The sequence below is a fragment of the Arthrobacter sp. LAR12-1-1.1 genome, from assembly GCF_040676555.1.
Classification (GTDB): Bacteria; Actinomycetota; Actinomycetes; order Actinomycetales; family Micrococcaceae; genus Arthrobacter.
The window spans coordinates 355,555-373,437 of the sequence record NZ_JBEGIG010000023.1; the positions used below are offsets into that span (position 1 = coordinate 355,555).

At 67.5% G+C, this 17,883-nt stretch carries 19 protein-coding genes and 1 pseudogene; 9 read left to right on the top strand and 11 right to left on the bottom strand.

The features are described from left to right. Positions 1-113: 113 nt before the first annotated feature. The 5 genes from MRBLAR12_RS14510 to MRBLAR12_RS14530 all read left to right on the top strand — a co-directional run bounded on the left by MRBLAR12_RS14510 (position 114) and on the right by MRBLAR12_RS14530 (position 4,855). On the top strand, positions 114-1,208 hold the full coding sequence (locus MRBLAR12_RS14510; protein WP_364746830.1) for an extracellular solute-binding protein: 1,095 nt from the start codon (positions 114-116) through the stop codon (positions 1,206-1,208). Between the two features lies 1 nt (position 1,209). Continuing rightward, the gene (locus MRBLAR12_RS14515; RefSeq protein WP_229994895.1) at positions 1,210-2,094 is read left to right on the top strand and encodes an ABC transporter permease; all 885 of its coding nucleotides are present in this window, start codon (positions 1,210-1,212) and stop codon (positions 2,092-2,094) included. Next, positions 2,081-2,908, top strand: a complete 828-nt coding sequence (locus MRBLAR12_RS14520; RefSeq protein ID WP_026539571.1) for an ABC transporter permease — start codon at positions 2,081-2,083, stop codon at positions 2,906-2,908. The genes MRBLAR12_RS14515 and MRBLAR12_RS14520 overlap by 14 nt, the downstream gene beginning before the upstream one ends. A gap of 9 nt (positions 2,909-2,917) precedes the next feature. Then, positions 2,918-4,039, top strand: coding sequence for an ABC transporter ATP-binding protein (locus tag MRBLAR12_RS14525; protein ID WP_229994894.1), 1,122 nt, complete (start codon positions 2,918-2,920; stop codon positions 4,037-4,039). A gap of 396 nt (positions 4,040-4,435) precedes the next feature. After that, positions 4,436-4,855, top strand: coding sequence for an STAS/SEC14 domain-containing protein (locus MRBLAR12_RS14530; RefSeq protein WP_364746833.1), 420 nt, complete (start codon positions 4,436-4,438; stop codon positions 4,853-4,855). A gap of 23 nt (positions 4,856-4,878) precedes the next feature. Here the strand turns inward: MRBLAR12_RS14530 and MRBLAR12_RS14535 are convergent. Beyond that, positions 4,879-5,773, bottom strand: a pseudogene (locus MRBLAR12_RS14535) (helix-turn-helix transcriptional regulator). A 143-nt stretch (positions 5,774-5,916) separates the two neighbouring features. Between MRBLAR12_RS14535 and MRBLAR12_RS14540 the strand changes: the two are divergent. Next, complete coding sequence (locus tag MRBLAR12_RS14540) at positions 5,917-6,960, top strand: NAD(P)-dependent alcohol dehydrogenase (protein WP_364746834.1); 1,044 nt, start codon at positions 5,917-5,919, stop codon at positions 6,958-6,960. A 90-nt stretch (positions 6,961-7,050) separates the two neighbouring features. After that, positions 7,051-7,455 (top strand): (R)-mandelonitrile lyase, encoded by a 405-nt coding sequence (locus tag MRBLAR12_RS14545; protein WP_364746836.1) that lies wholly within the window; start codon positions 7,051-7,053, stop codon positions 7,453-7,455. A 152-nt stretch (positions 7,456-7,607) separates the two neighbouring features. Here MRBLAR12_RS14545 and MRBLAR12_RS14550 read toward each other — a convergent pair whose 3' ends face one another. The 3 genes from MRBLAR12_RS14550 to MRBLAR12_RS14560 all read right to left on the bottom strand — a co-directional run bounded on the left by MRBLAR12_RS14550 (position 7,608) and on the right by MRBLAR12_RS14560 (position 9,012). Continuing rightward, positions 7,608-8,171, bottom strand: coding sequence for a hypothetical protein (locus MRBLAR12_RS14550; protein WP_229994889.1), 564 nt, complete (start codon positions 8,169-8,171; stop codon positions 7,608-7,610). 144 nt (positions 8,172-8,315) lie between these two features. Continuing rightward, a complete protein-coding gene (locus MRBLAR12_RS14555; protein WP_229994888.1) occupies positions 8,316-8,603 on the bottom strand; it encodes a DUF4190 domain-containing protein in 288 nt (95 codons plus the stop codon). An 88-nt stretch (positions 8,604-8,691) separates the two neighbouring features. Next, positions 8,692-9,012, bottom strand: coding sequence for a GYD domain-containing protein (locus tag MRBLAR12_RS14560; protein WP_018774995.1), 321 nt, complete (start codon positions 9,010-9,012; stop codon positions 8,692-8,694). Positions 9,013-9,241: 229 nt separating this feature from the next. Here MRBLAR12_RS14560 and MRBLAR12_RS14565 point away from each other — a divergent pair, with 229 nt between their 5' ends. After that, positions 9,242-9,571 (top strand): antibiotic biosynthesis monooxygenase family protein, encoded by a 330-nt coding sequence (locus tag MRBLAR12_RS14565; RefSeq protein ID WP_229994887.1) that lies wholly within the window; start codon positions 9,242-9,244, stop codon positions 9,569-9,571. 44 nt (positions 9,572-9,615) lie between these two features. Here MRBLAR12_RS14565 and MRBLAR12_RS14570 read toward each other — a convergent pair whose 3' ends face one another. Both MRBLAR12_RS14570 and MRBLAR12_RS14575 read right to left on the bottom strand, forming a co-directional pair. Next, on the bottom strand, positions 9,616-10,218 hold the full coding sequence (locus MRBLAR12_RS14570; protein ID WP_229994886.1) for a DUF6919 domain-containing protein: 603 nt from the start codon (positions 10,216-10,218) through the stop codon (positions 9,616-9,618). Next, complete coding sequence (locus tag MRBLAR12_RS14575) at positions 10,219-10,734, bottom strand: SRPBCC family protein (RefSeq protein WP_229994885.1); 516 nt, start codon at positions 10,732-10,734, stop codon at positions 10,219-10,221. It lies immediately after the preceding gene. Between the two features lie 283 nt (positions 10,735-11,017). Here MRBLAR12_RS14575 and MRBLAR12_RS14580 point away from each other — a divergent pair, with 283 nt between their 5' ends. After that, complete coding sequence (locus tag MRBLAR12_RS14580) at positions 11,018-12,001, top strand: ABC transporter substrate-binding protein (protein WP_229994884.1); 984 nt, start codon at positions 11,018-11,020, stop codon at positions 11,999-12,001. Positions 12,002-12,085: 84 nt separating this feature from the next. On the opposite strand, the gene MRBLAR12_RS14585 is transcribed toward MRBLAR12_RS14580, so the two are convergent. Genes MRBLAR12_RS14585 through MRBLAR12_RS14605 form a run of 5 tightly spaced genes read right to left on the bottom strand, consistent with a single transcriptional unit; the run spans position 12,086 to position 17,875 of the window. Then, positions 12,086-13,504 carry an NtaA/DmoA family FMN-dependent monooxygenase gene (locus MRBLAR12_RS14585; RefSeq protein WP_364746839.1) on the bottom strand — a complete coding sequence of 473 codons (1,419 nt, stop codon included), beginning with the start codon at positions 13,502-13,504 and terminating at the stop codon, positions 12,086-12,088. Positions 13,505-13,514: 10 nt separating this feature from the next. Further along, on the bottom strand, positions 13,515-14,720 hold the full coding sequence (locus tag MRBLAR12_RS14590) for an LLM class flavin-dependent oxidoreductase (protein ID WP_364746840.1): 1,206 nt from the start codon (positions 14,718-14,720) through the stop codon (positions 13,515-13,517). After that, complete coding sequence (locus tag MRBLAR12_RS14595) at positions 14,717-15,652, bottom strand: DUF1684 domain-containing protein (RefSeq protein WP_364746842.1); 936 nt, start codon at positions 15,650-15,652, stop codon at positions 14,717-14,719. The genes MRBLAR12_RS14590 and MRBLAR12_RS14595 overlap by 4 nt, the downstream gene beginning before the upstream one ends. Beyond that, positions 15,636-16,814 (bottom strand): LLM class flavin-dependent oxidoreductase, encoded by a 1,179-nt coding sequence (locus MRBLAR12_RS14600; RefSeq protein WP_364746844.1) that lies wholly within the window; start codon positions 16,812-16,814, stop codon positions 15,636-15,638. The genes MRBLAR12_RS14595 and MRBLAR12_RS14600 overlap by 17 nt, the downstream gene beginning before the upstream one ends. Next, positions 16,811-17,875, bottom strand: a complete 1,065-nt coding sequence (locus MRBLAR12_RS14605; RefSeq protein WP_364746845.1) for an ABC transporter substrate-binding protein — start codon at positions 17,873-17,875, stop codon at positions 16,811-16,813. Before MRBLAR12_RS14605 ends, MRBLAR12_RS14600 begins: the two co-directional genes overlap by 4 nt. Between the last annotated feature and the right edge of the window lie 8 nt (positions 17,876-17,883).

Below are 17,883 nucleotides of genomic sequence, written 5' to 3' on the forward strand. Positions count from 1 at the left end.
CCCTTCCTCTTTTCCCTGCGCTACACGCAACCACACGCACCGCACCCCACCACGCCCGCAATCCGGCGCGCCTTCTTTCGGCGTGCCCGCGTACATGAGAGGCACTGTCCCCCATGACAGAATTCCGTTCCACTCCCTTTGACCGCAGGCAGCTCCTCAAGGCGGCAGCACTGACGCCGTTTGCGGGTCTGGCGCTCTCCGGCTGCGCGGCCAAGCCCGCCGAAAGTGCCGCCGCGAACAAGACGGTGACGGTCACGTCCTACGGTGGCTCCTACAACGACCAGCTGACCCAGACGATCCTGGACCCGTTCTCCAAGCAGTCGGGGATCCAGACGACGCTGCTGGCCAACACCAGCCTGGCCGCGCTCAAGGCCCAGGTCCAGTCCGGCGACGTGCAGTGGGACCTCGTGGAAATCACGGCGCCGGAGTATGAGGTAGCCGTGGCCGAGGGGCTGCTGGAGAAGTTCGACTACGACATCATCAGTGACAAGGGACTGCCGGGATACGCGAAGGCCGAATACGGCATCAAGTACCTGAGCTTCCTGTTCGTCATGGCGTGGGACCAGAAGGTCATTTCTGACGCGCAGGCCCCGAAGGACTGGGCCCAGTTCTTCGACCAGGGCAAGTACAACACCAAGCGCTCGGTGTACAACCAGCTGTCCGACAGCTCCGTCCTGGAGGCCGCCCTGCTGGCCGACGGTGTCCCGTTCGACCAGGTCTACCCTCTCGACGTCGACCGGGCCCTGAGGGTCCTGGGCCAGCACCCGGGCAAGGACCGGCTGCTCTACCACGCCGCCAACCAGGAGCCCATCCAGCAGCTCACCTCCGGCGAGGTCTCCCTCTCCACCAGCTTCAACAACCGCATTAACGCAGCCCGCAATGACGGCGCCAAGCTGAACTTCTCCGCCGAAAACGCCGTCCTCGCCGGCGACTACTTCGTGGTGCCGAAGGGCGCCAAGAACAAGGAAGCCGCCTTCAAGTTGATGAACTTCATGTCCAACGACGCGGAGGCCGGCGCAGCGTTCGACAAGGTCACCAACCTGACCCTGGCCAACACCCCGGCGCTGTCCAAGCTGCCGAAGGAAATCGCGGACACGCTTCCCACCAGCCCCCGGCTCGCGGACAAGATCCTGGTCCGCGACGACAAATGGTGGTCGCAGAACCTGAAGAAGACCGAGCAGCAGTTTAAGCTCTGGCAGGCCAGCTGAGATGAGCAACGCAACCCTCGAACGGACGCGGCCCCGCGGCCGCGGTGCGCCGCCTTCTGCTGACGCACCCCGACGGCGGCGCAGCGGCTGGTGGCTGCTGCTGGCCCCGATCCTTGCTTTCGACGTCGTGCTGTTCCTGACGCCGTTGGGCAAACTTGTCGGCGCAAGCTTCGCCGACAACGCCTACCAGCGCGTCCTTGAGGACCCGCTGGTGGTGCGCGCACTGGTCAACACCCTGACCATCAGCCTGGCGAGCACCGTCGTCACTGTGGTGCTCGGCTACATCATCGCCATGGTCCTGTGGCGGGCCGGAACCGTCACCCGGGTGATCCTGTTCGCCGTCGTACTCCTGCCGTTCTGGACCGGCATCCTGGTGAAAAACTTCGCCTGGGCGGTCCTGCTCCAGGACAACGGCATGGTGAACGCCTTCCTGCAGGGAATCGGGCTTACGGGTGCGCCGATCCCGTTGCTGCACAACCGGTTCGCCGTGATCGTCGGCATGGTGCACTGCCTGCTGCCGTACGCGGTGTTCCCGATCTTCTCCTCGCTGGCCTCGATCGATGACCGGCTGGGGCTGGCGGCCCGCTCGCTTGGCGCACGGGAAGGAGCCGTGTTCCGCAGGATCACGCTGCCGCTGAGCATGCCCGGCATTTCCGCCGCCGGGCTGCTGGTCTTCATCATCAGCACGGGCTTCTTCATCACGCCCGTGGTGATGGGCGGACCAGGCGACATGATGATCGCCAACCAGATCGACTACTACGCCCGACAGCTCACGGACTTCTCCGGGGCCGCTGCTCTGGCCGTCATCCTGACGGTCATGGTCAGCATCCTCGTGGCCGTCTACCAGCGCGTCCTCAAGGCAGGAGGCCAACATGAAGACAACTAATCCGCAGCACCGCCTGCTGGCGCTTCTTTCCATCCCGGCCTTCCTTTTCCTCGTCATTCCGACGGCGATTGTGGTGCCGGTCGCGCTGAACGACAGCCGCTACATCACCTTCCCGCCGGAGGGGATCTCCTTCGCCGCCGTGGCCGGATTCTTCGCCGACCGGGCCTGGACCTCCGCCCTGACGGCCAGCCTGCAGTCGGCGGCGATCGCTGTCGTGATCGGTGTGCTGCTGGGCGCCACCGCGGCGATCGGCCTTCACGGGCGCAAGTTCCCCGGCCAGCCCGCAGTAGTGGGTCTGATCCTCGCGCCGATGATCGTGCCGACCGTGGTGCTCGCGCTGGCCTTCTACCAGTTCTTCATCTCGATCGGCATGGTGGGCAGCATCGTTCCCATCGGCCTGGCGCACGCAGTCATCGCGACCCCCTATGTGTACCTGACCACCCGTGCCAGCCTCGCCGGGCTCAACCCGGCCCTGGTCCGGTCGGCGCAGAGCCTCGGGGCAGGTCCGCTCTCCGTCCTGCGGCACGTGTATCTGCCCATCATCCTGCCCGGCCTGATTTCCGGGGCGCTCTTCGCGTTCTCGGTCTCCATCGATGAGACGGTGATGTCCCTGTTCATGCAGTCCCCGGGTGCCACCACCTTGCCCGTCAAGATGTTCACGGATATCCAGTTCAACCTGACCCCGAAGATCGCGGTGTCGTCCGCCCTGCTGGTCAGCGTCGCCACAATCGGGCTGCTGCTCCAGGTCCTGTTTGTCCTCAAGCGCCGTTCTTCAACCCGGATGCTGCCGCTGGCCGTGTCCGCACAAACGTAAGGAAAGTCGATGACCGCATCAGTGATTTCCGCGGAGTCAATTCCCGGGACGGGGAGAGCCGCCCAGGGCGCCATTGAGCTCCGCCAGGTCAGCAAGCACTACGGCGACGTCGTTGCCGTGGACGAGCTGGACCTGACGGTTCAGCCTGGAGAGTTCGTGACCCTCCTGGGCCCCAGCGGCTCCGGCAAGACGACCACCATGATGATGGTTGCGGGGTTTGAAGAACACACCGCCGGAACCGTCCTCATTGACGGCAGGCCTGTGGACTCGCTGCCGCCCCGGGACCGCAATCTCGGTGTGGTGTTTCAGAACTATGCCCTGTTCCCGCACATGAGCGCGCTGGAAAACGTGGAGTTTGCGCTCCGCATGAGGAAGGTGCCGCGGGCGGAACGGCGCCAGCGCGCGGAGGAAGCCCTCGGGCGTGTGGGACTGGGCAAGATGGGCGGCCGGAAGCCCCGCCAGCTCTCCGGTGGGCAGCAGCAGCGGGTGGCGCTGGCCCGGGCACTGGTTTTCAACCCGGCGGCCCTGCTGCTGGATGAGCCGATGGCAGCCCTGGACAAGCGCCTCCGCGAGCAGATGCAGGAGGAAATCAAGACCCTGCAGAAGAGCCTGGGCATCTCCGTGCTGTTCGTGACGCACGACCAGGACGAGGCCATGGCCATGTCGGACCGGATCGTGGTGATGCGGGACGGGAAGATCGTGCAGTCCGGCCCGCCGGAGGAGGTGTACAACCACCCCATGACCGACTGGGTGGCCAGCTTCCTCGGCGACACGAACCTCATCCCGTGCACCATCGTGGAGCGAAACGGCGAGGAGGCAGTTGTGGACCTCGGCGGACTTGGCCTGGCAAAGGTCCGGGACCGCGGGGCCAGCGGCGAGAGCTACGCCGTCTCGATCCGCCCGGAGCACCTCAAGTTCAGGACGCGGGCTTCGGCCGGCAACGGATGCGCCGCGACCCTGGTGTCCTCCACGAATCTGGGCGCCACGGTCCGCCACCGCCTCACGGCCGGCGGCCACGAACTCCAGCTCCGCGAGCTGAGCTCAGACAGGGGCACCCGGATCCTGCCGGATGAGGAGCTGTGGGTGGGCTGGGACGCGGACAAGGCCCAGCTGCTGGTCCTGGAGTCCTGATCCCGGAGCCGGTCAGGGGTTGGGCCGGTTCCGCTGTTTCTCTCCGGGGGACATGCCCTGTTCCGGCGCCCAGGGATGGACATAAGCCCACTATGTCCATCCCTGGGCCGCACCGTGGGGCATGTCCAAATGCCGGAGGGGGACATGTCCAGTCAACGCAGGCCTTTGGGGACATGCTCATTGCAAGGCAGCACCGTACAGAGCAACAGAGCAACAGAGCATGTCCCGGGCTGGCGCGTGGCGCCGGACCAAGGGGCATGCCCTCCGCGCCGTGGGGCATGTCCATTCCGGGGGGAGCCGGGCCCAGTGCAGCCGCAACCGGCCACCGTTTGCGCTCCGCCACGCACACCGTGCCCAAAGCCCTGGCTTGGCAGGGCCGGACCTACAATGGTTTCGATGATGCCAGGACATATTGCAGCTGCTGATGGAAAGAACGTGCTGAGCGTCAGCGCGGGCATCATCAGATCGGTTTGGCAGCCCGGCTCGTTTGTTGATGTCCACGACGCCAGGGACGCCATGCGGGCCGTAGCGCAGGTCAGCGGCGGAACACCGATGCCGATGCTCTCCGAAATGACGGATGTGGAGATCAGCGCGGCCGCCAGGTACGAGTTCGCGCAGACAACAGGGGTCTTGGCGATCGCCGTGCTCGGATCCAGCACTGTGGATCGCGTGATTGCGGCGGCAATGAGCCGGCATACCCGGTACCCCCACGAGTTCTTCACTTCCAGGGACGACGCCATGGCCTGGCTGAACAACTTCACCTCCAACGGCGGCCAGCCCGATGGATACGCGGACGGCATTTCCGCCCTGGCGTGAGCGTTCCGGCCTGCTCCGTGCGGTTAGGCCTTGTCCACCGTAGAAGCTGCCTCGGCCTCCTTGACCTGCCGGTTGGTCGCGGCCCAGCTGGCCAGCAGCCGCAGCGCATCCTCCGACGCGGAGCCGGGCTCGGCGTTGTAGACCAGCAGGGACAGCCCGGCGTCGGCCGAGACATCCATGGCCTCGTACATCAGGTGGAGGTCCCCGACCACCGGGTGGTGGAGGTGCTTGAGCCCGGTGTAGTGCTGGCGCACGTTGTGCGCGGCCCACAGGGTGCGGAATTCCTCGCTCCGAGTCGATAGTTCGCCCACCAGGTCGGTCAGCCCGCGGTCGTAGGGGTCGCGGCCGGCCTCGGTGCGCAGGATCGCGACGGTGTCGTTCGCCGCACGCTCCCAGTCCGGATAGAAGCTGCGCGAGCGGCCATCCAGGAAGATGAAACGGGCATGATTGGCCGGGCGGGCCGGACCCACATACATGTCCGAATACAGGGCATAGCCCAGCGGGTTGGCCGCAACGATGTCCATGCGTCCGTTCCGCACAAAATGCGGGCGCGTTGGTGATTGCGTTCAGCGTCAGCTGAACGCTCCGTCGGACGGACTCCGCGGGACGGGGGCGACGGCGGGTCCGGCTGCCCGGGGCCGCCGCCCGGGCCAGATCGAAGAGGTGGGCCCGTTCGGCGTCGTCGAGTTGCAGCGCCTTTGCCACAGCATCCAGCACACCCTCCGAAACGCCGGACAGGTTTCCCCGCTCGAGCCGGGTGTAATACTCGACGCTGACGCCGGCCAGCATCGCGACTTCCCCGCGGCGCAGCCCCGGCACGCGGCGCTTGGCGCCGTAGACCGGCAGCCCTGACTGCTCGGGGGTGATCTTCGCCCGGCGCGAGGCAAGGAATTCGCGGGTCGCGTCTCGATTGTCCATGCCATCAACGTTAGGCCTTACGGCCCGCTGAGGGAGACCCTGCCAGTACCCCTATCAGCAGGGACTCCCTCAGCGTTGCGAAGACGGGTTTGATGGATGGTGTTCCGTTGAACAACCCCAACGATCAACAAGCAGGAGATTCATTGCTTACCGTCAACGCTTACGCATCACCGTCCGCGATCGAGCCGCTCGCCCCCACCACCATCGAGCGCCGCGACGTGGGCCCGCACGATGTCCTGATCGAGATCAAGTTCGCCGGGATCTGCCATTCGGATATCCACACCGTCCGCGGCGACTGGGGTCCGCAGACCTATCCACTGGTCCCCGGCCATGAAATTGCCGGGATCGTCACCGAGGTCGGTTCCGCCGTGACCAAGCACACCGTCGGCGACCGCGTCGGCGTCGGCTGCATGGTCAACTCCTGCGGCGAGTGCGTTAACTGCCTGGCCGGCGAGGAACAGTACTGCCTCAAGGGCATGACCGGCACCTACGGCGCCGTCGACCGTGACGGCACCATCACCCAGGGCGGCTATTCCACCCACGTCGTGGTGGCCGAAGACTTCGTGGTCACCATTCCTGAGGGCATCGAGCTCGACGTCGCCGCGCCGCTGCTGTGCGCCGGCATCACCACTTACTCGCCGCTGAACCACTGGGGCGCAGGCCCTGGCAAAAAGGTCGCGATCGTCGGCCTGGGCGGCCTGGGCCACATGGCAGTCAAGATCGCCCACGCCATGGGCGCCGACGTCACCGTCCTGTCCCAGTCGCTGAAGAAGCAGGAAGACGGTCTTCGCCTCGGCGCGGACCACTACTACGCCACGAGCGACGAAAACACCTTCGCGGAACTCGCCGGCACCTTTGACCTGATCATCAACACGGTCAGTGCCGCGATCGACATCAGCGCCTACCTGCAGCTGCTGTCCCTCGACGGCGCCCTGGTCAACGTCGGCGCGCCCGCGGAACCGCTCCCGGTGAACGTGTTCTCCCTGATCATGGGGCGCCGCTCCTTCGCCGGCTCGGCCATCGGCGGCATCCGCGAAACCCAGGAAATGCTCAACTTCTGCGCTGAGCATGGTCTGGGCGCCGAGATCGAGGTCATCCCGGCCGCGAAGATCAACGACGCCTACGAGCGCGTCCTGGCCTCCGACGTCCGCTACCGCTTCGTGATTGACACCGCGACCCTGAACTAGGACGCCGAACCAGCCTCCGAGCCCCGGGACGCGGCCTCCGGTCGCGCCAGCCAGTCAACGCCCAGACAAACACCCTGTGAGGAAATGACAGTGGAAATCCAAGCAAAGAAGCCAAGCGTCAAGGGACCGGCGCAGATGTTCACCGGCGACGTCTGGTTTGACGTCATCGCGGCCCCGCAGCCCGAACCGTCCCGCATGCGCGTCAACGCCGTGCACTTTGCCCCGTGCGCACGCACGGCCTGGCACTCGCATGCCGTTGGGCAGACCCTGCACGTCACCGAAGGCGTCGGCCTGGTCCAGGCCCGCGGCGGAGAGGTGACGGAGATCCGTCCCGGCGACACGATCTACACGCCGCCGGGCGAATGGCACTGGCACGGTGCCGCGCCGGACCATTTCATGACCCACCTTGCGATGTGGGAAGCCCCCGCCGAGGGCGGCGCGGAGTCCGAGTGGGGTGACCTCGTGACCGACGAGGAATACAACGGCACCAAATAACACAGCTGCGCTAAAACCTCCGGTACTGCCGGTGCGGGGCCCTGCCGCCTGCGAGGGGACGGGCCCCGCTTGGCGGGCCAGCTGCCGGCGGCCTTCTGGCGGTTGCCGTTAAGCCGTTGACCCCGAAGTTTTGACGCTGAAACGGTGCCCGGCTACGACCCGGGCGCGGCCGGGACCATCCAGAAACCGGCGACTTCGCCGGCCCCGGGCCCGGTCATACGGCGGTCGGCCTGGGCCTGGACCGGGCCGGCCGCAAGCTCCACCTGTGCTTGGGTGGCCTTGCCGCAGTCGAGTGTCAGTTCGAGTTTCCCTCCGTTCCGGAGGCCGTCCTGGGAGATGGAAATGTAGCTGGTCGGTGCACCGACGCAGGCGGCGGTGACCGTGTAGGTCCCCTTCGCCAGGGCCTTGACCGACTTGCGCAATCCGCCGCCGCCGATCCCGCCGACGCCTTCCAGGACGATCCCGCCCGGCCGGGCGCCGAGGACCGCTCCGAGGTCATCCAGGTTGCGCTTCTCCGCGGTGGCGACTCCCGGGTCCACCGGTGGCGGCAGCGAACGTGCCGGCCGTCCGGACCTGGTGGGCGCCGCCGTCGGATCTGACAGGTCATCGGTGTATTCACACCCGGCCAGGCCTGCTGCCGCGCCGGCCACAGCCAACAGCAGCGCGGTGCCGCGCATCCAATGTCTTCCCCGGTGGAGTGACTTGCTCAGTGACATGCCCTGAGCCTACTGGCAGACATGCGGGCACTCACGCGTCGCCGCTGGTGCGCCGCGCGGGCAAGGCAGCGGGCACGCCCGAGCGGCGCCCGCCGTCGGCTGCTGGTGAACGGGCTGCTGGTGAACCGGCTATTGGTGAACTGGCTATTGGTGAACAGCGAAGACTGCAGCGAAGTAGATCGTGGATACGAGGGCCAGGGCAGCGACGCCGTAGCCGATCACGAGGGCGGTGAGGGCCAGCCCGCGTCCCCGCTCACCGCGTGCCTTGATCTGGCTGAGCGATGCATGGCCGGCTCCGACGGCGAAGACAGCGAGAACCGCCACACTGGCGACAGCGGTGCCGATCACGGCCAATGCAGCAAGGGCCAGCGACACAATGGCCAGTCGGTTATAGTTCGTGCCCTGGCGCGTTTGTTGCGCAGACAACCCCACGAGTCCCCCTTCTCACGTAGCTGGGACGAGTCTAGTCCTATGGTTCACAGCGGCGGGGATCCGTCAGAACGCGCCCAGCGTTCGTGATCTATTGCCCCGGGGCCCGGTACGACGGCGTCTTCTTGGCTGCCGCGTCGAGGTCCTCGGCTGACATGAGCGGTTTCAGGTGCAGGTTCACGGCGCCGGTGGAATTGATCATCAGCGACAGGGCGACGGCGTTGGCCTGGTCGGGGATATCGAAGACCCCCACGACGTCCGTCTCCCCGAACGCGTAGTAGAAGCTTTCGAGTGAACCGTCCACGGACTTGAGGGCCTCGACGACCGCATCACGCCGCTTGGTGCCGCCCTCACGCATGAGGCCCTTGATCCCGTCGCCAACGTAGTTCGCTTCGAACAGATATTTGCTCATCGTTTTTCCTATCCTGTGACGCCCAGGACATCGGCCTCCGAAGCGTGCCCGCTCCCAATAATGGAAGGTCCGGGGCTGGTCCCAGAGTGGGGCCTGCCCACATGCTAGGCCTTCCGCTCCACCCATACAACGGTTTATTGGCGGGCCCCGAGTGCGCCCGCCGGGCTATCCGGCCCTACCGCCCGCCGGAGGACTGGAACATAATCGCCCTATCAACCCCGTACGGACAATGGAGGCGATCGACGTGTCTGTTTACACGCTCGGAATCTGGCTGGTGCATCCCGGCCGCGAGAACGATTTTGTGCAGGCCTGGCGGGACCTGGCCAGGAAAACGAAGGAGGATTTTCCCAACGCCAAAGCCGTGTTGATGCACGACCGCGACGTCAAGAACCGGTTCATCAGCACCGGCCCCTGGGAATCCCTGGAACAGATTGAGCAGTGGCGGGATTCGGCCCTGTTCAAGCAGGGCGTCGAGGCAATGAAGGACATGCTGGAGCATTTCGAGGCGCGCACACTGGACGAGGCCGCCAGCATCGGCTGGGACGCGACCGATATGTGAGTTTTCCGGGAGCCGGGTAGCCGCCGGCTGCCCGGCGACACATGCTATTCGGCCTGCAGCGCCTCAAATACCGCAGTCAGCAGGACATCGTTCCGGCCCCAGACGGGATCGAAGATTTCCACGTACCAGGCATCCGCCAGGACGAGGGCCAATGTCTCGTTGGTCTCGGCCGCCCAGTCCCTGAGCTGGTCTTCCCCGACCGGCCCCTCGCTGCTTCCGAGCACGGTTACGACCTCGTCGTCCTGGACGGTCGCCGGGATAGAGGCGCTGCTCGTCTCACCGGGGGCGTGCGCGACCGTCACCAGTCCGGTCCGGGTGGACAACGCCAGGAGGGCCGACGCTGTTTCCGGGCTGCAGAAAGCCGTCACGTAGGCGCGCTGCGCGAGGCCCCCGGCCTGGACGCCCGGCTGCGATTCCTTGGTGAAGAGCCCGTTGCGGTTGAGCCGGGCGAGCTCTCCGGCGATGGACGTGGTCTCGTCGTCGAACCCGGGCGAGAAAACCCCCGGTTGGTATTCGCTGTTGCCCTCCAGCCAGCGGGCGGTCAGCTCGCCTGCCGCGGGGATGGTGGTGGCCTGCCGCCAGACTTCGCGGTCCGCGAGAAGCCGGCCGAAACTGTCCCGTTCCGTCGTGAACCTGGCCTCCGACATTCAGGCCTCCTTTGCTGTGGGATGCGGTGCTGGGTGCGTCTGCGGGGCGTGGTGCTGCAGGAAGAGTGACAACCGTTCGCAGCTGACCTTGAGCGCCTCCAGTTCACGCCGGCTGTAGTCCTCGATGATCGCGTTGATGCGCTCGGCGAGGTGCTCGTCGTCGACCTCGAACTCGTGGGTAAGTGTGACCACGGAGAGCCCGTCCGCGGGCCGGATCTCCCAGTCGCCGCCGAGCTCCCGGAGCGGGGGTTCGAGGTCCAACTGGTGGAACTCGGCGCGGTGGCTGGCGGCATCAAAGACGCGCCAGCCGTGGCTCGAACTGAGCGAACCGTTGGAAACCACCGACGTGCGGAGCTCATGCGCGGTGTCGTCGCCGCCGACGCGCTCCGAGTACACCGTCAAGCCGTCGAGGTAAGGCCAGTGTGAGGCGTCCCGCAGCATGCTGAAGACAAGGTCCGCCGGGGCGTTGATGCCGAGCCGGTGCGTGGTCTGGTGCGTGCTCTGGTGCGTGCTCACTGACAAGTTCACCCCTCCTGTGTCGTGCTGTCACCCTGCAGGTCTTCTATGCAGGCTAGGCCAGTTGCGGCCCGCCGTGAACAATTCCTTCCCGCCACGTCACGCAGGGCAATCTTCGGTAACACTGGGCGTCCGCAGGCAGCGTCCGCGGACGCCGGATGAACGGGTATTACCGCCTGTATCCCTTGGTTTCACCCGGTTTCACGGCGCTTTGACCGGCTTTCGCGCGCCCCGGATAGTTGCTGGCACCAGCACCGCAGACCACCACTTTCAAGGAGAAACCATGTCGAGTCTTTCGTTCAAATCAGGCGTCGCCGTCGCGTTGGCGGCCACCACTGCCTTGGGTCTCGCGGCCTGCTCCGATCCCGGCGCCGCCGCGGACGGCGGCACGTCGGCGGCGCCGTCGTCCTCCTCCGGCGTCAAGCAGTTCAACCTCTCCCCGCAGCAGGACCGCATCAAGGCCACTGTGGATGCCGCGGCCGCCGCGCTGGTCCCGGACGCCATCAAGAAGGACGGGAAACTGACCGTGGCGGTGAGTCCGTTCGCGGCACCGCTGGCCGTATACGCTACGGACAACAAGACCCCGGTGGGCAATGAGGTGGATCTCGCCGTCGCACTGGCCGAGTCGCTGGGCCTGGAGGCCGATATTGTCCCGACCGCGTGGGCCGACTGGCCGCTCGGCGTCGACTCCGGCAAGTACGAGGCCGTGCTCTCCAACGTCACCGTCACGGAAGAGCGCAAGCTCAAGTTCGACTTCGCCAGCTACCGCGAGGACAAGCTCGGCTTCTACGCCAAGGCGGACAGCAGCGTCACCAGGGTCGAATCGGCCCCGGACGTCGCCGGTAAGCGCGTGATCGTCGGCTCCGGCACCAACCAGGAGGCGATCCTGCTGCGCTGGGATGAAGAGAACAAGAAGAACGGCCTCAAGCCTGTGGAGTTCCAGTATTTCGACGACGACTCCGCCTCCCAGCTGGCCGTCCAGTCCGGCCGCGCGGACCTCACCTTCGGCCCCAACGCCACGGCGGCCTACAAGGCGGCCACGGACGCCAAGACCAAGCTGGTGGGTCTGGTGGACGGCGGCTGGCCGCTGAAGGCCAGCATCGCCGTCACCACCAAGAAGGACAACGGCTTCGCCGCCGCGGCCCAGGCCGGACTGAACCACCTGATCCAGGACGGCAGCTACGCCAAGATCCTGGACCGCTGGGGGCTGTCCGAGGAGGCCGTAGCGACGTCGGAACTGAACCCGGCGGGCCTGCCAAAGAAGTAGCCCGCTGCCCGGAACGTCGATTGCTCCGTAACCGCCCTTCTGAGTCTCGAAAAGGGCGGCTACGGAGCAATCGATGGTGCTTGCTTAGGCCTGTGAGATGACGGAGTCCGCATCGACGCCGGCAGCTGTGCGCACCGGGGTGGCCAGGCCGAGGTTCTCCCGCAGCGTGCTGCCCGCGTACTCCATGGGGTACACGCCGCGCTCCTGCAGTTCCGGCACGAGGTGGTTGACGATGTCATCGAGTCCGGACGGGATGAGCCACGGCGAGATGTTGAACCCGTCGACGGCGCCGGTCCGGGCATACTCGGTGAGCCGGTCCGCGACCTCGGTGTACGAGCCGGTGAAGGTGGAGTCACCCCGGCTGGTCTTGGCCGAGACGAACTGGCGGATGGACAGGCCCTTCTCCTTGGCCTCGGCCCGCCACTGGTCGGCCAGTTGGCGGGCCTTGGCGCCATGGAAGCCGCTGCCGCGGGTTTCGGAGGTTTCTTCCACCACGGGGTCGATGTCCGGCAAAGGGCCGTCGGGATCGTAGCCCTGCAGCTCCCGGCCCCAGAACTGCTCGAGGTACGCGATGGCCTGCTGCGGGCCGATCTGCAGGCTGCGGACCCAGGCTTTCTTTTCGAGCGCCTCCCGCGGTGTGGCGGCGAGAATGAACTCGCTGGCGGGCATGATCTTCACGTCGTTGGCGCCCCGGCCGGCCCGAAGCGTGCGCTCCACGATGTCGCGGCGGAATTCGAGCGCGTCATCGAGCTGCGGGTGCGCGGAAAAGATGACGTCCGCCTGTCGGGCGGCGAAGTCCCGGCCCTCGGGCGAATCCCCGGCCTGGAACAGCACCGGCCGGTACTGGGCGCTGCGCGGCAGCCGCGGAGTGACGTCCACGGAGTAGTGCTGGCCGCTGTGGCGCACCCGCCGGACCGCCCACTCCGCCGACCACCGGGCCGCGGAGGCTGAGCCCGCGACGGCGGCGTCGCCCCACGCGTCCCAGATGCGCTTGGCGGTTTCCACGAAGGCCTCGGCGTGGGTGTACCTGTCCGCGTGGGCCAGGTAGCCGCCGCGGCGGAAGTTCGCGCCGGTCCAGGCGTTGTCTGTGGTGACGATGTTCCAGGCCGCGCGGCCGCCGGAGAGCAGATCCAGGGTGGAGAGCCGGTGCGCCAGGTCTGCGGGGTCGTTGTAGGTGGTGTTCTGGGTAGCGACCAGGCCGATGTTCGTGGTCACGGCCGCGAGGGCGGCCAGCGCGGTCTGTGCGTCGGGGCGGCCGGCGACGTCGAGCGCGTGCGGGCGGCCGAGGTGCTCGCGCAGCCGCAGGCCTTCGCCGAGGAAGAACGCCGCGAACAGGCCGCGCTCGGCGGTTTGGGCGATGCGCCGGAACGATTCGAAATCAGTCTGGGAGCCGGACTCGGCGCTCTTCCAGACGGTTCCGGAGTTGACGCCTTGGAAGAACACGCCCAGCTGGAGCTGACCTGACGGGGTGAATTCAGCGGTGGGGTGGCTGATGTGGCTCATGGTGAACTCCTTAGTTTTCCCTGCCGGGGGCAGTTGTTCCGGCTGTCACGGCGGCATACCGGCTTGCTGGCCGCGCCAGTCCCAGCTGCTCGCGGAAGGTGGCGTCCGGCGTGGTGGGCGCCAGGAGTCCGCGGCGGCGCAGCTCCGGCAGCACCAGCCGCGACAGTTCCTCCAGATCCGTCTCCAGCACCGCGGGGTGCAGGCGGACGCCGTCGGCCCAGGCCAGTACTTCGGCGAGCAGTTCGGTCAGCTCAGCCGCCGTCCCGACGAAACGCGCCCGCCGGCTCTGCCACGCTGCGTGGCCGTTCAGCCGGTCCAGCCGCTCCGCGGCGGCCTGGCCGCGGGAGTCCAGCACGACGTCGAGCTCGGCGATCAGCGCGGGCCCGGTCCCGCCGGCGGCGAGTCCTGCCCGCGTCGCCCCGAGCTCGGCGGCCAGGAGCTCGGGGGTCGGGGCCGAGACCAGGAGCGCGTCGGCCGCCCCGGCCGCGACGGCCTCCGGGGGGAGGAGCCCGGCCGGGGCGAGCACAGGGAGCTGGCCCTGGGGTGGCCGCGGAATGATCGACGGACCCTTGACGGAATAGCTTCCGGTCTCGGCGTCGATGTAGTGCAGCTTGTCGACGTCGAGGTAGCGACCGGTGGGGACGTCACGGATTACGGCGTCGTCCTCCCAGGAGTCCCAGAGCCTGCGGCTGACCTCGATCGAATCGGCGGCCTCCCGGGAAAGCCGCTCCCCGCGCGCGGTGTCCCGTCCGACGGCGGCGGCATCGGCTGCGCTTGGTGAGGCGGCCACCAGCCAGCCGGCCCGTCCGCCGGAGACATAGTCCAGGCTGGCCAGCTGGGTCGAGATGTGGAATGGCTCGGTGTAGACGGTGTCCACTTCCGGGATCAAGGCGAGGGAGCGCGTCACGGGACCGGCGAACGCCGCGCGCTGCAAGGCGTTGAGCCGGGCCGCGGCGTCCGGGCCCAAAGGATCGGGGTGCGGGTGGTCGGGGTGCGGGTGATCGGGGTCCGGCAGGCCGGGGTCGGAAAACGTCACCGCATGGAACCCGGCAGACTCGGCGGCGAGCACGGCGCCGCGGAGGTGTTCCGGGGCCAGCAAGGACGCGGGTGCTGTGCGGGAAACCCGCCACGCGGCCGGGTGGCTGCCGGCGCCGTCGAGCTCCAGCAGCAGCAGGCCGTGTCCCAGGGGCCCGTCGTGGGCGGGAGGTGTGCTCATGATGCGTCCTGTCGTTCGTAGGGGATCTGTTCGCCGGCTTCGATGGCCACCGGCAGGCGGTTCTCGGCCGGCGGCAGCGGGCAAGTGGCGAGATCCGTGTAGGCGCACGGCAGGTTCACCGCCCGGTTGAAGTCGAGCCAGACTGCGCCGTCGGCGCCCGGAGCCGGCACGGTGAGGGAACGGTTGGCCGCGTAAGTGCTCTTGCCCGACGTCGCGTCCGTGAAGAGCACCGTCAGCGTGCCCGGCGTGTGGCCGTTGAAGGCGGTGAGGCTCAGGTCCTTACTGCGGAGCCGGAAACGGATTTCCCCCGGGGCCTCGTAGACGTGGTGGATTCCTTCGACCGCCGCGCCCACGGTGGTGGGACGCGGTTCGGCGAACGGGATGAATATTCCTGAAATGGCATATTCGGGGGTTGGGGCGTAGGCGGGTGTCCCGCGGTAGCCGGTGAGCAGCGGGTTCAGGGGATGCCGCGGCCGCACCACATAGCGGCCGCCGCGTTTGGCGAGCTCGACCACGGTATGACCGGCGCCGGCATCTTCGACGCGCAGATTCAGGCCTTCGCGCTCGGGAATCGGGCCCAGGAACACCGTGGCTCCGATCCCGTCGGCGTTCAGTTCCTGCCCGTCGCGCAGGACGCGTTCGCCTGCCCGCAAATCCAGGCGAACAATGCCGTCCTCCACGCTCCACGTGCCCGGCGCGCCGTCCAGGCGGGCGGGCGAGGAAGCGAGCCAGTGCAGGTGGGTGACGGCGAGGAAGCCGTGGGGGTCGGCGCGGTGGCGTTCGTGCGCGGCATGCCAGTCCGCCCATGCGGCCTGGAACTCCGGGTCGGGACTGCGGCCCGGACTGCGACCCGGACGGGTCCGGCGGTCCTGGCTGCCGGCGGCCAGGAATTCCGGGTCGGAGCGGCCGTCGGTGTCAGTGGGTGTAGACATGGGAGCTCCTGTGGTTGGTGTGGTCGGCTGTGACGCGGGCGGCGGCGTCGGGTTCGGTGGCGCCGCCGGTGTTGCCGGCGAGGCTGGCCTGCGGGCGGCCGGCATAGGGGTCGCCGTCGGCCCAGAGGGTGGTGGGCGCGGCGGCGCGGACGGCCGGAATGACCTCGAGGGCGAACCGCTCCAGGATTTCCAGCTGCTGGTCGAAGGGCAGCGTGGTGGGCAGCGAGATGGGCTGCAGGTCGTGGCCGTAGAGCGCGTGGTAGCTGAGGATCTTGTCGATCACCTGCTCCGCGCTGCCCACCAGGGCAGGGCCTTCGGCGACGGCGTGGTCGATGTCCCGGTACCGGGAGTTGTTGCCGGGAACATTCCTGCCGGTGGTGAGGGCCTCGTAGACCGGGCCGAAGTGCCGCTTGGCCTCCTGCGTGGTGTCCGCGATAAACACCCCGCCGGCGCCCGATCCGGAGCCAAGGTACTGGTGCCGGGGATCGTGGCCGTGGCGTGCATATTCCTCGCGGTAGTGGTCGATGAGGACCTTGTAGTTTTCCCGCGGCTGGATCGCGTTGGCCGTGAACAGCGGATCGCCCCACTGCGCCGCGAGGGCCGCCGAGGCCAGGCTCGTGGCGGAACCGTGCCAGACGCGCGGCGCGCCGGAGAAGGGCCGGGGCATGGTGGTGGTGGGCTCTGTCAGCGCGGTGCGGAACGTCCCGGACCAGGTGAGGTTCTCTTCGGTCCAGAGCCGGCGGAGCAGGCCGTATTTCTCCGCGAGGAGCTCCCACTGATCCGCCAGGTCAAGGCCGAACAGCGGGTACTGCAGCACCTCATTGCCCTTGCCGATCACCAGTTCCAGCCGGCCGCGGCTCAGCTGGTCGATCGTGGCGTAGTCCTCCGCGACCCGCACCGGGTCCAGCACGGACAGTACCGTCACGCCGCTCTGCAGCCGGATCCTGGTGGTCACTGCGGCGATGGCGGCGAGCACGGTGGTGGGGGAGGAGGAGATGAACTCGCCCGCGTGGCGTTCCCCGACCGAGAAGCTGTCGTAGCCGAGTTCCTCCGCCCGGCGCGCGGTTTCCACCACTTGGTTGAGCCGGTCCGCGGTGGAGACGATTGCCCCGGTGACGGGGTTCTTCAGGTGCGGGATGATGTCGAGGACCTGGAACTTCACGGTGTTTTTCCTGCCTCTGTTTTCCCTGCGGGGGCGGTACCGAAGTTGGCCTCGGTGACGGTCGTGGACTCGGGCAGGGCTTCTTCGGAGAGTCCCCAGCGGTCCAGGACCTTGGCGTAGGAGCCGTCCTTGATCGCGGAGTTCAGTGCGTCCGTGATGGCCGGGGCCAGGCCGTTGCCCTTGAGCGTGGTGGCCGCGACCAGGGTCTCGGAGGGCCATCCGGCGTTGACCTTGCCCACCACTTTGAGGTCGTCGCGGGTGTTTTCCCGGTACGTGACGGACGGGTAGGGTGCGAGGTTCAGGTCGGTGCGGCCGGAGGACAGCGCCAGGATGGTGTCGGCGTCGGAGGAGTAGTACTGCAGCACCGCCGGTGTCTTGCCCTTGGCCTCCAGTTCCTTGTTCCAGGCGATCAGGATCTTCTCCTGGTTGGTGCCCGAGCCCACCGAGATCTTCAGGCCGGAGATGTCGGCGGAGTCCTTGATGTTGTAGCTGGAGCTCTTCTTCGCCTCGAAGCCCATGTACGCGGCGCGGTAGGTGGAGAAGTCGAAGAGCTTCACGCGGGCGGCGTTGATGCCCACATTGGAGAACACGGCCTCGAAGTCGCCGGACTGGGTCTTCAGGGGCCAGTTCTCCCAGGAGGTCACCTGGACATCCAGGTCCAGGCCCAGCTTGTCGGCGGCCAGCTGGGCCAGGTCCACCTCGACGCCGATCGGGGTCTTGTCGTCGGTGGCATGGAAGGACAGCGGAATCGCGCCCGCCGTCGTGGCCACGGTCAGCTTGCCGTCCTTGCCGATCAGCGCGGGGACTTTCGCGGCCAGGGCCGCGTCCTTCTCGGTCCTGATGCGCTGCTGGTCCGGCGAGGTGTTGTAGACGACGCCGTTGCGTGCCGCCGTCGTGGCCGGTTGCCCGCCGGCAGCCGCTGAGGCGCCGGGATCTGCGCAAGCACTCAGCGCCAGCGTGCCGGACAGGGTGCCGATGAGGACGACGGCGGGGAACGCCGCAGGCTTCCGCCGGGGACCAGTATTGGGAAGGGCGGTGCGGAGGGTGGGGCTGCTTGCCATGGGGGTGT

What these genes read in the sequence shown, in the direction of transcription:
- MRBLAR12_RS14510 (WP_364746830.1), top strand. Translation starts at nt 114, where the DNA reads ATGACAGAATTCCGTTCCACTCCCTTTGACCGCAGGCAGCTCCTCAAG.
- MRBLAR12_RS14515 (WP_229994895.1), top strand. Translation starts at nt 1,210, where the DNA reads ATGAGCAACGCAACCCTCGAACGGACGCGGCCCCGCGGCCGCGGTGCG.
- MRBLAR12_RS14520 (WP_026539571.1), top strand. Translation starts at nt 2,081, where the DNA reads ATGAAGACAACTAATCCGCAGCACCGCCTGCTGGCGCTTCTTTCCATC.
- MRBLAR12_RS14525 (WP_229994894.1), top strand. Translation starts at nt 2,918, where the DNA reads ATGACCGCATCAGTGATTTCCGCGGAGTCAATTCCCGGGACGGGGAGA.
- MRBLAR12_RS14530 (WP_364746833.1), top strand. Translation starts at nt 4,436, where the DNA reads ATGATGCCAGGACATATTGCAGCTGCTGATGGAAAGAACGTGCTGAGC.
- MRBLAR12_RS14550 (WP_229994889.1), bottom strand. Translation starts at nt 8,171, where the DNA reads ATGTCACTGAGCAAGTCACTCCACCGGGGAAGACATTGGATGCGCGGC.
- MRBLAR12_RS14560 (WP_018774995.1), bottom strand. Translation starts at nt 9,012, where the DNA reads ATGAGCAAATATCTGTTCGAAGCGAACTACGTTGGCGACGGGATCAAG.
- MRBLAR12_RS14565 (WP_229994887.1), top strand. Translation starts at nt 9,242, where the DNA reads ATGGAGGCGATCGACGTGTCTGTTTACACGCTCGGAATCTGGCTGGTG.
- MRBLAR12_RS14570 (WP_229994886.1), bottom strand. Translation starts at nt 10,218, where the DNA reads ATGTCGGAGGCCAGGTTCACGACGGAACGGGACAGTTTCGGCCGGCTT.
- MRBLAR12_RS14580 (WP_229994884.1), top strand. Translation starts at nt 11,018, where the DNA reads ATGTCGAGTCTTTCGTTCAAATCAGGCGTCGCCGTCGCGTTGGCGGCC.
- MRBLAR12_RS14585 (WP_364746839.1), bottom strand. Translation starts at nt 13,504, where the DNA reads ATGAGCCACATCAGCCACCCCACCGCTGAATTCACCCCGTCAGGTCAG.
- MRBLAR12_RS14590 (WP_364746840.1), bottom strand. Translation starts at nt 14,720, where the DNA reads ATGAGCACACCTCCCGCCCACGACGGGCCCCTGGGACACGGCCTGCTG.
- MRBLAR12_RS14595 (WP_364746842.1), bottom strand. Translation starts at nt 15,652, where the DNA reads ATGTCTACACCCACTGACACCGACGGCCGCTCCGACCCGGAATTCCTG.
- MRBLAR12_RS14605 (WP_364746845.1), bottom strand. Translation starts at nt 17,875, where the DNA reads ATGGCAAGCAGCCCCACCCTCCGCACCGCCCTTCCCAATACTGGTCCC.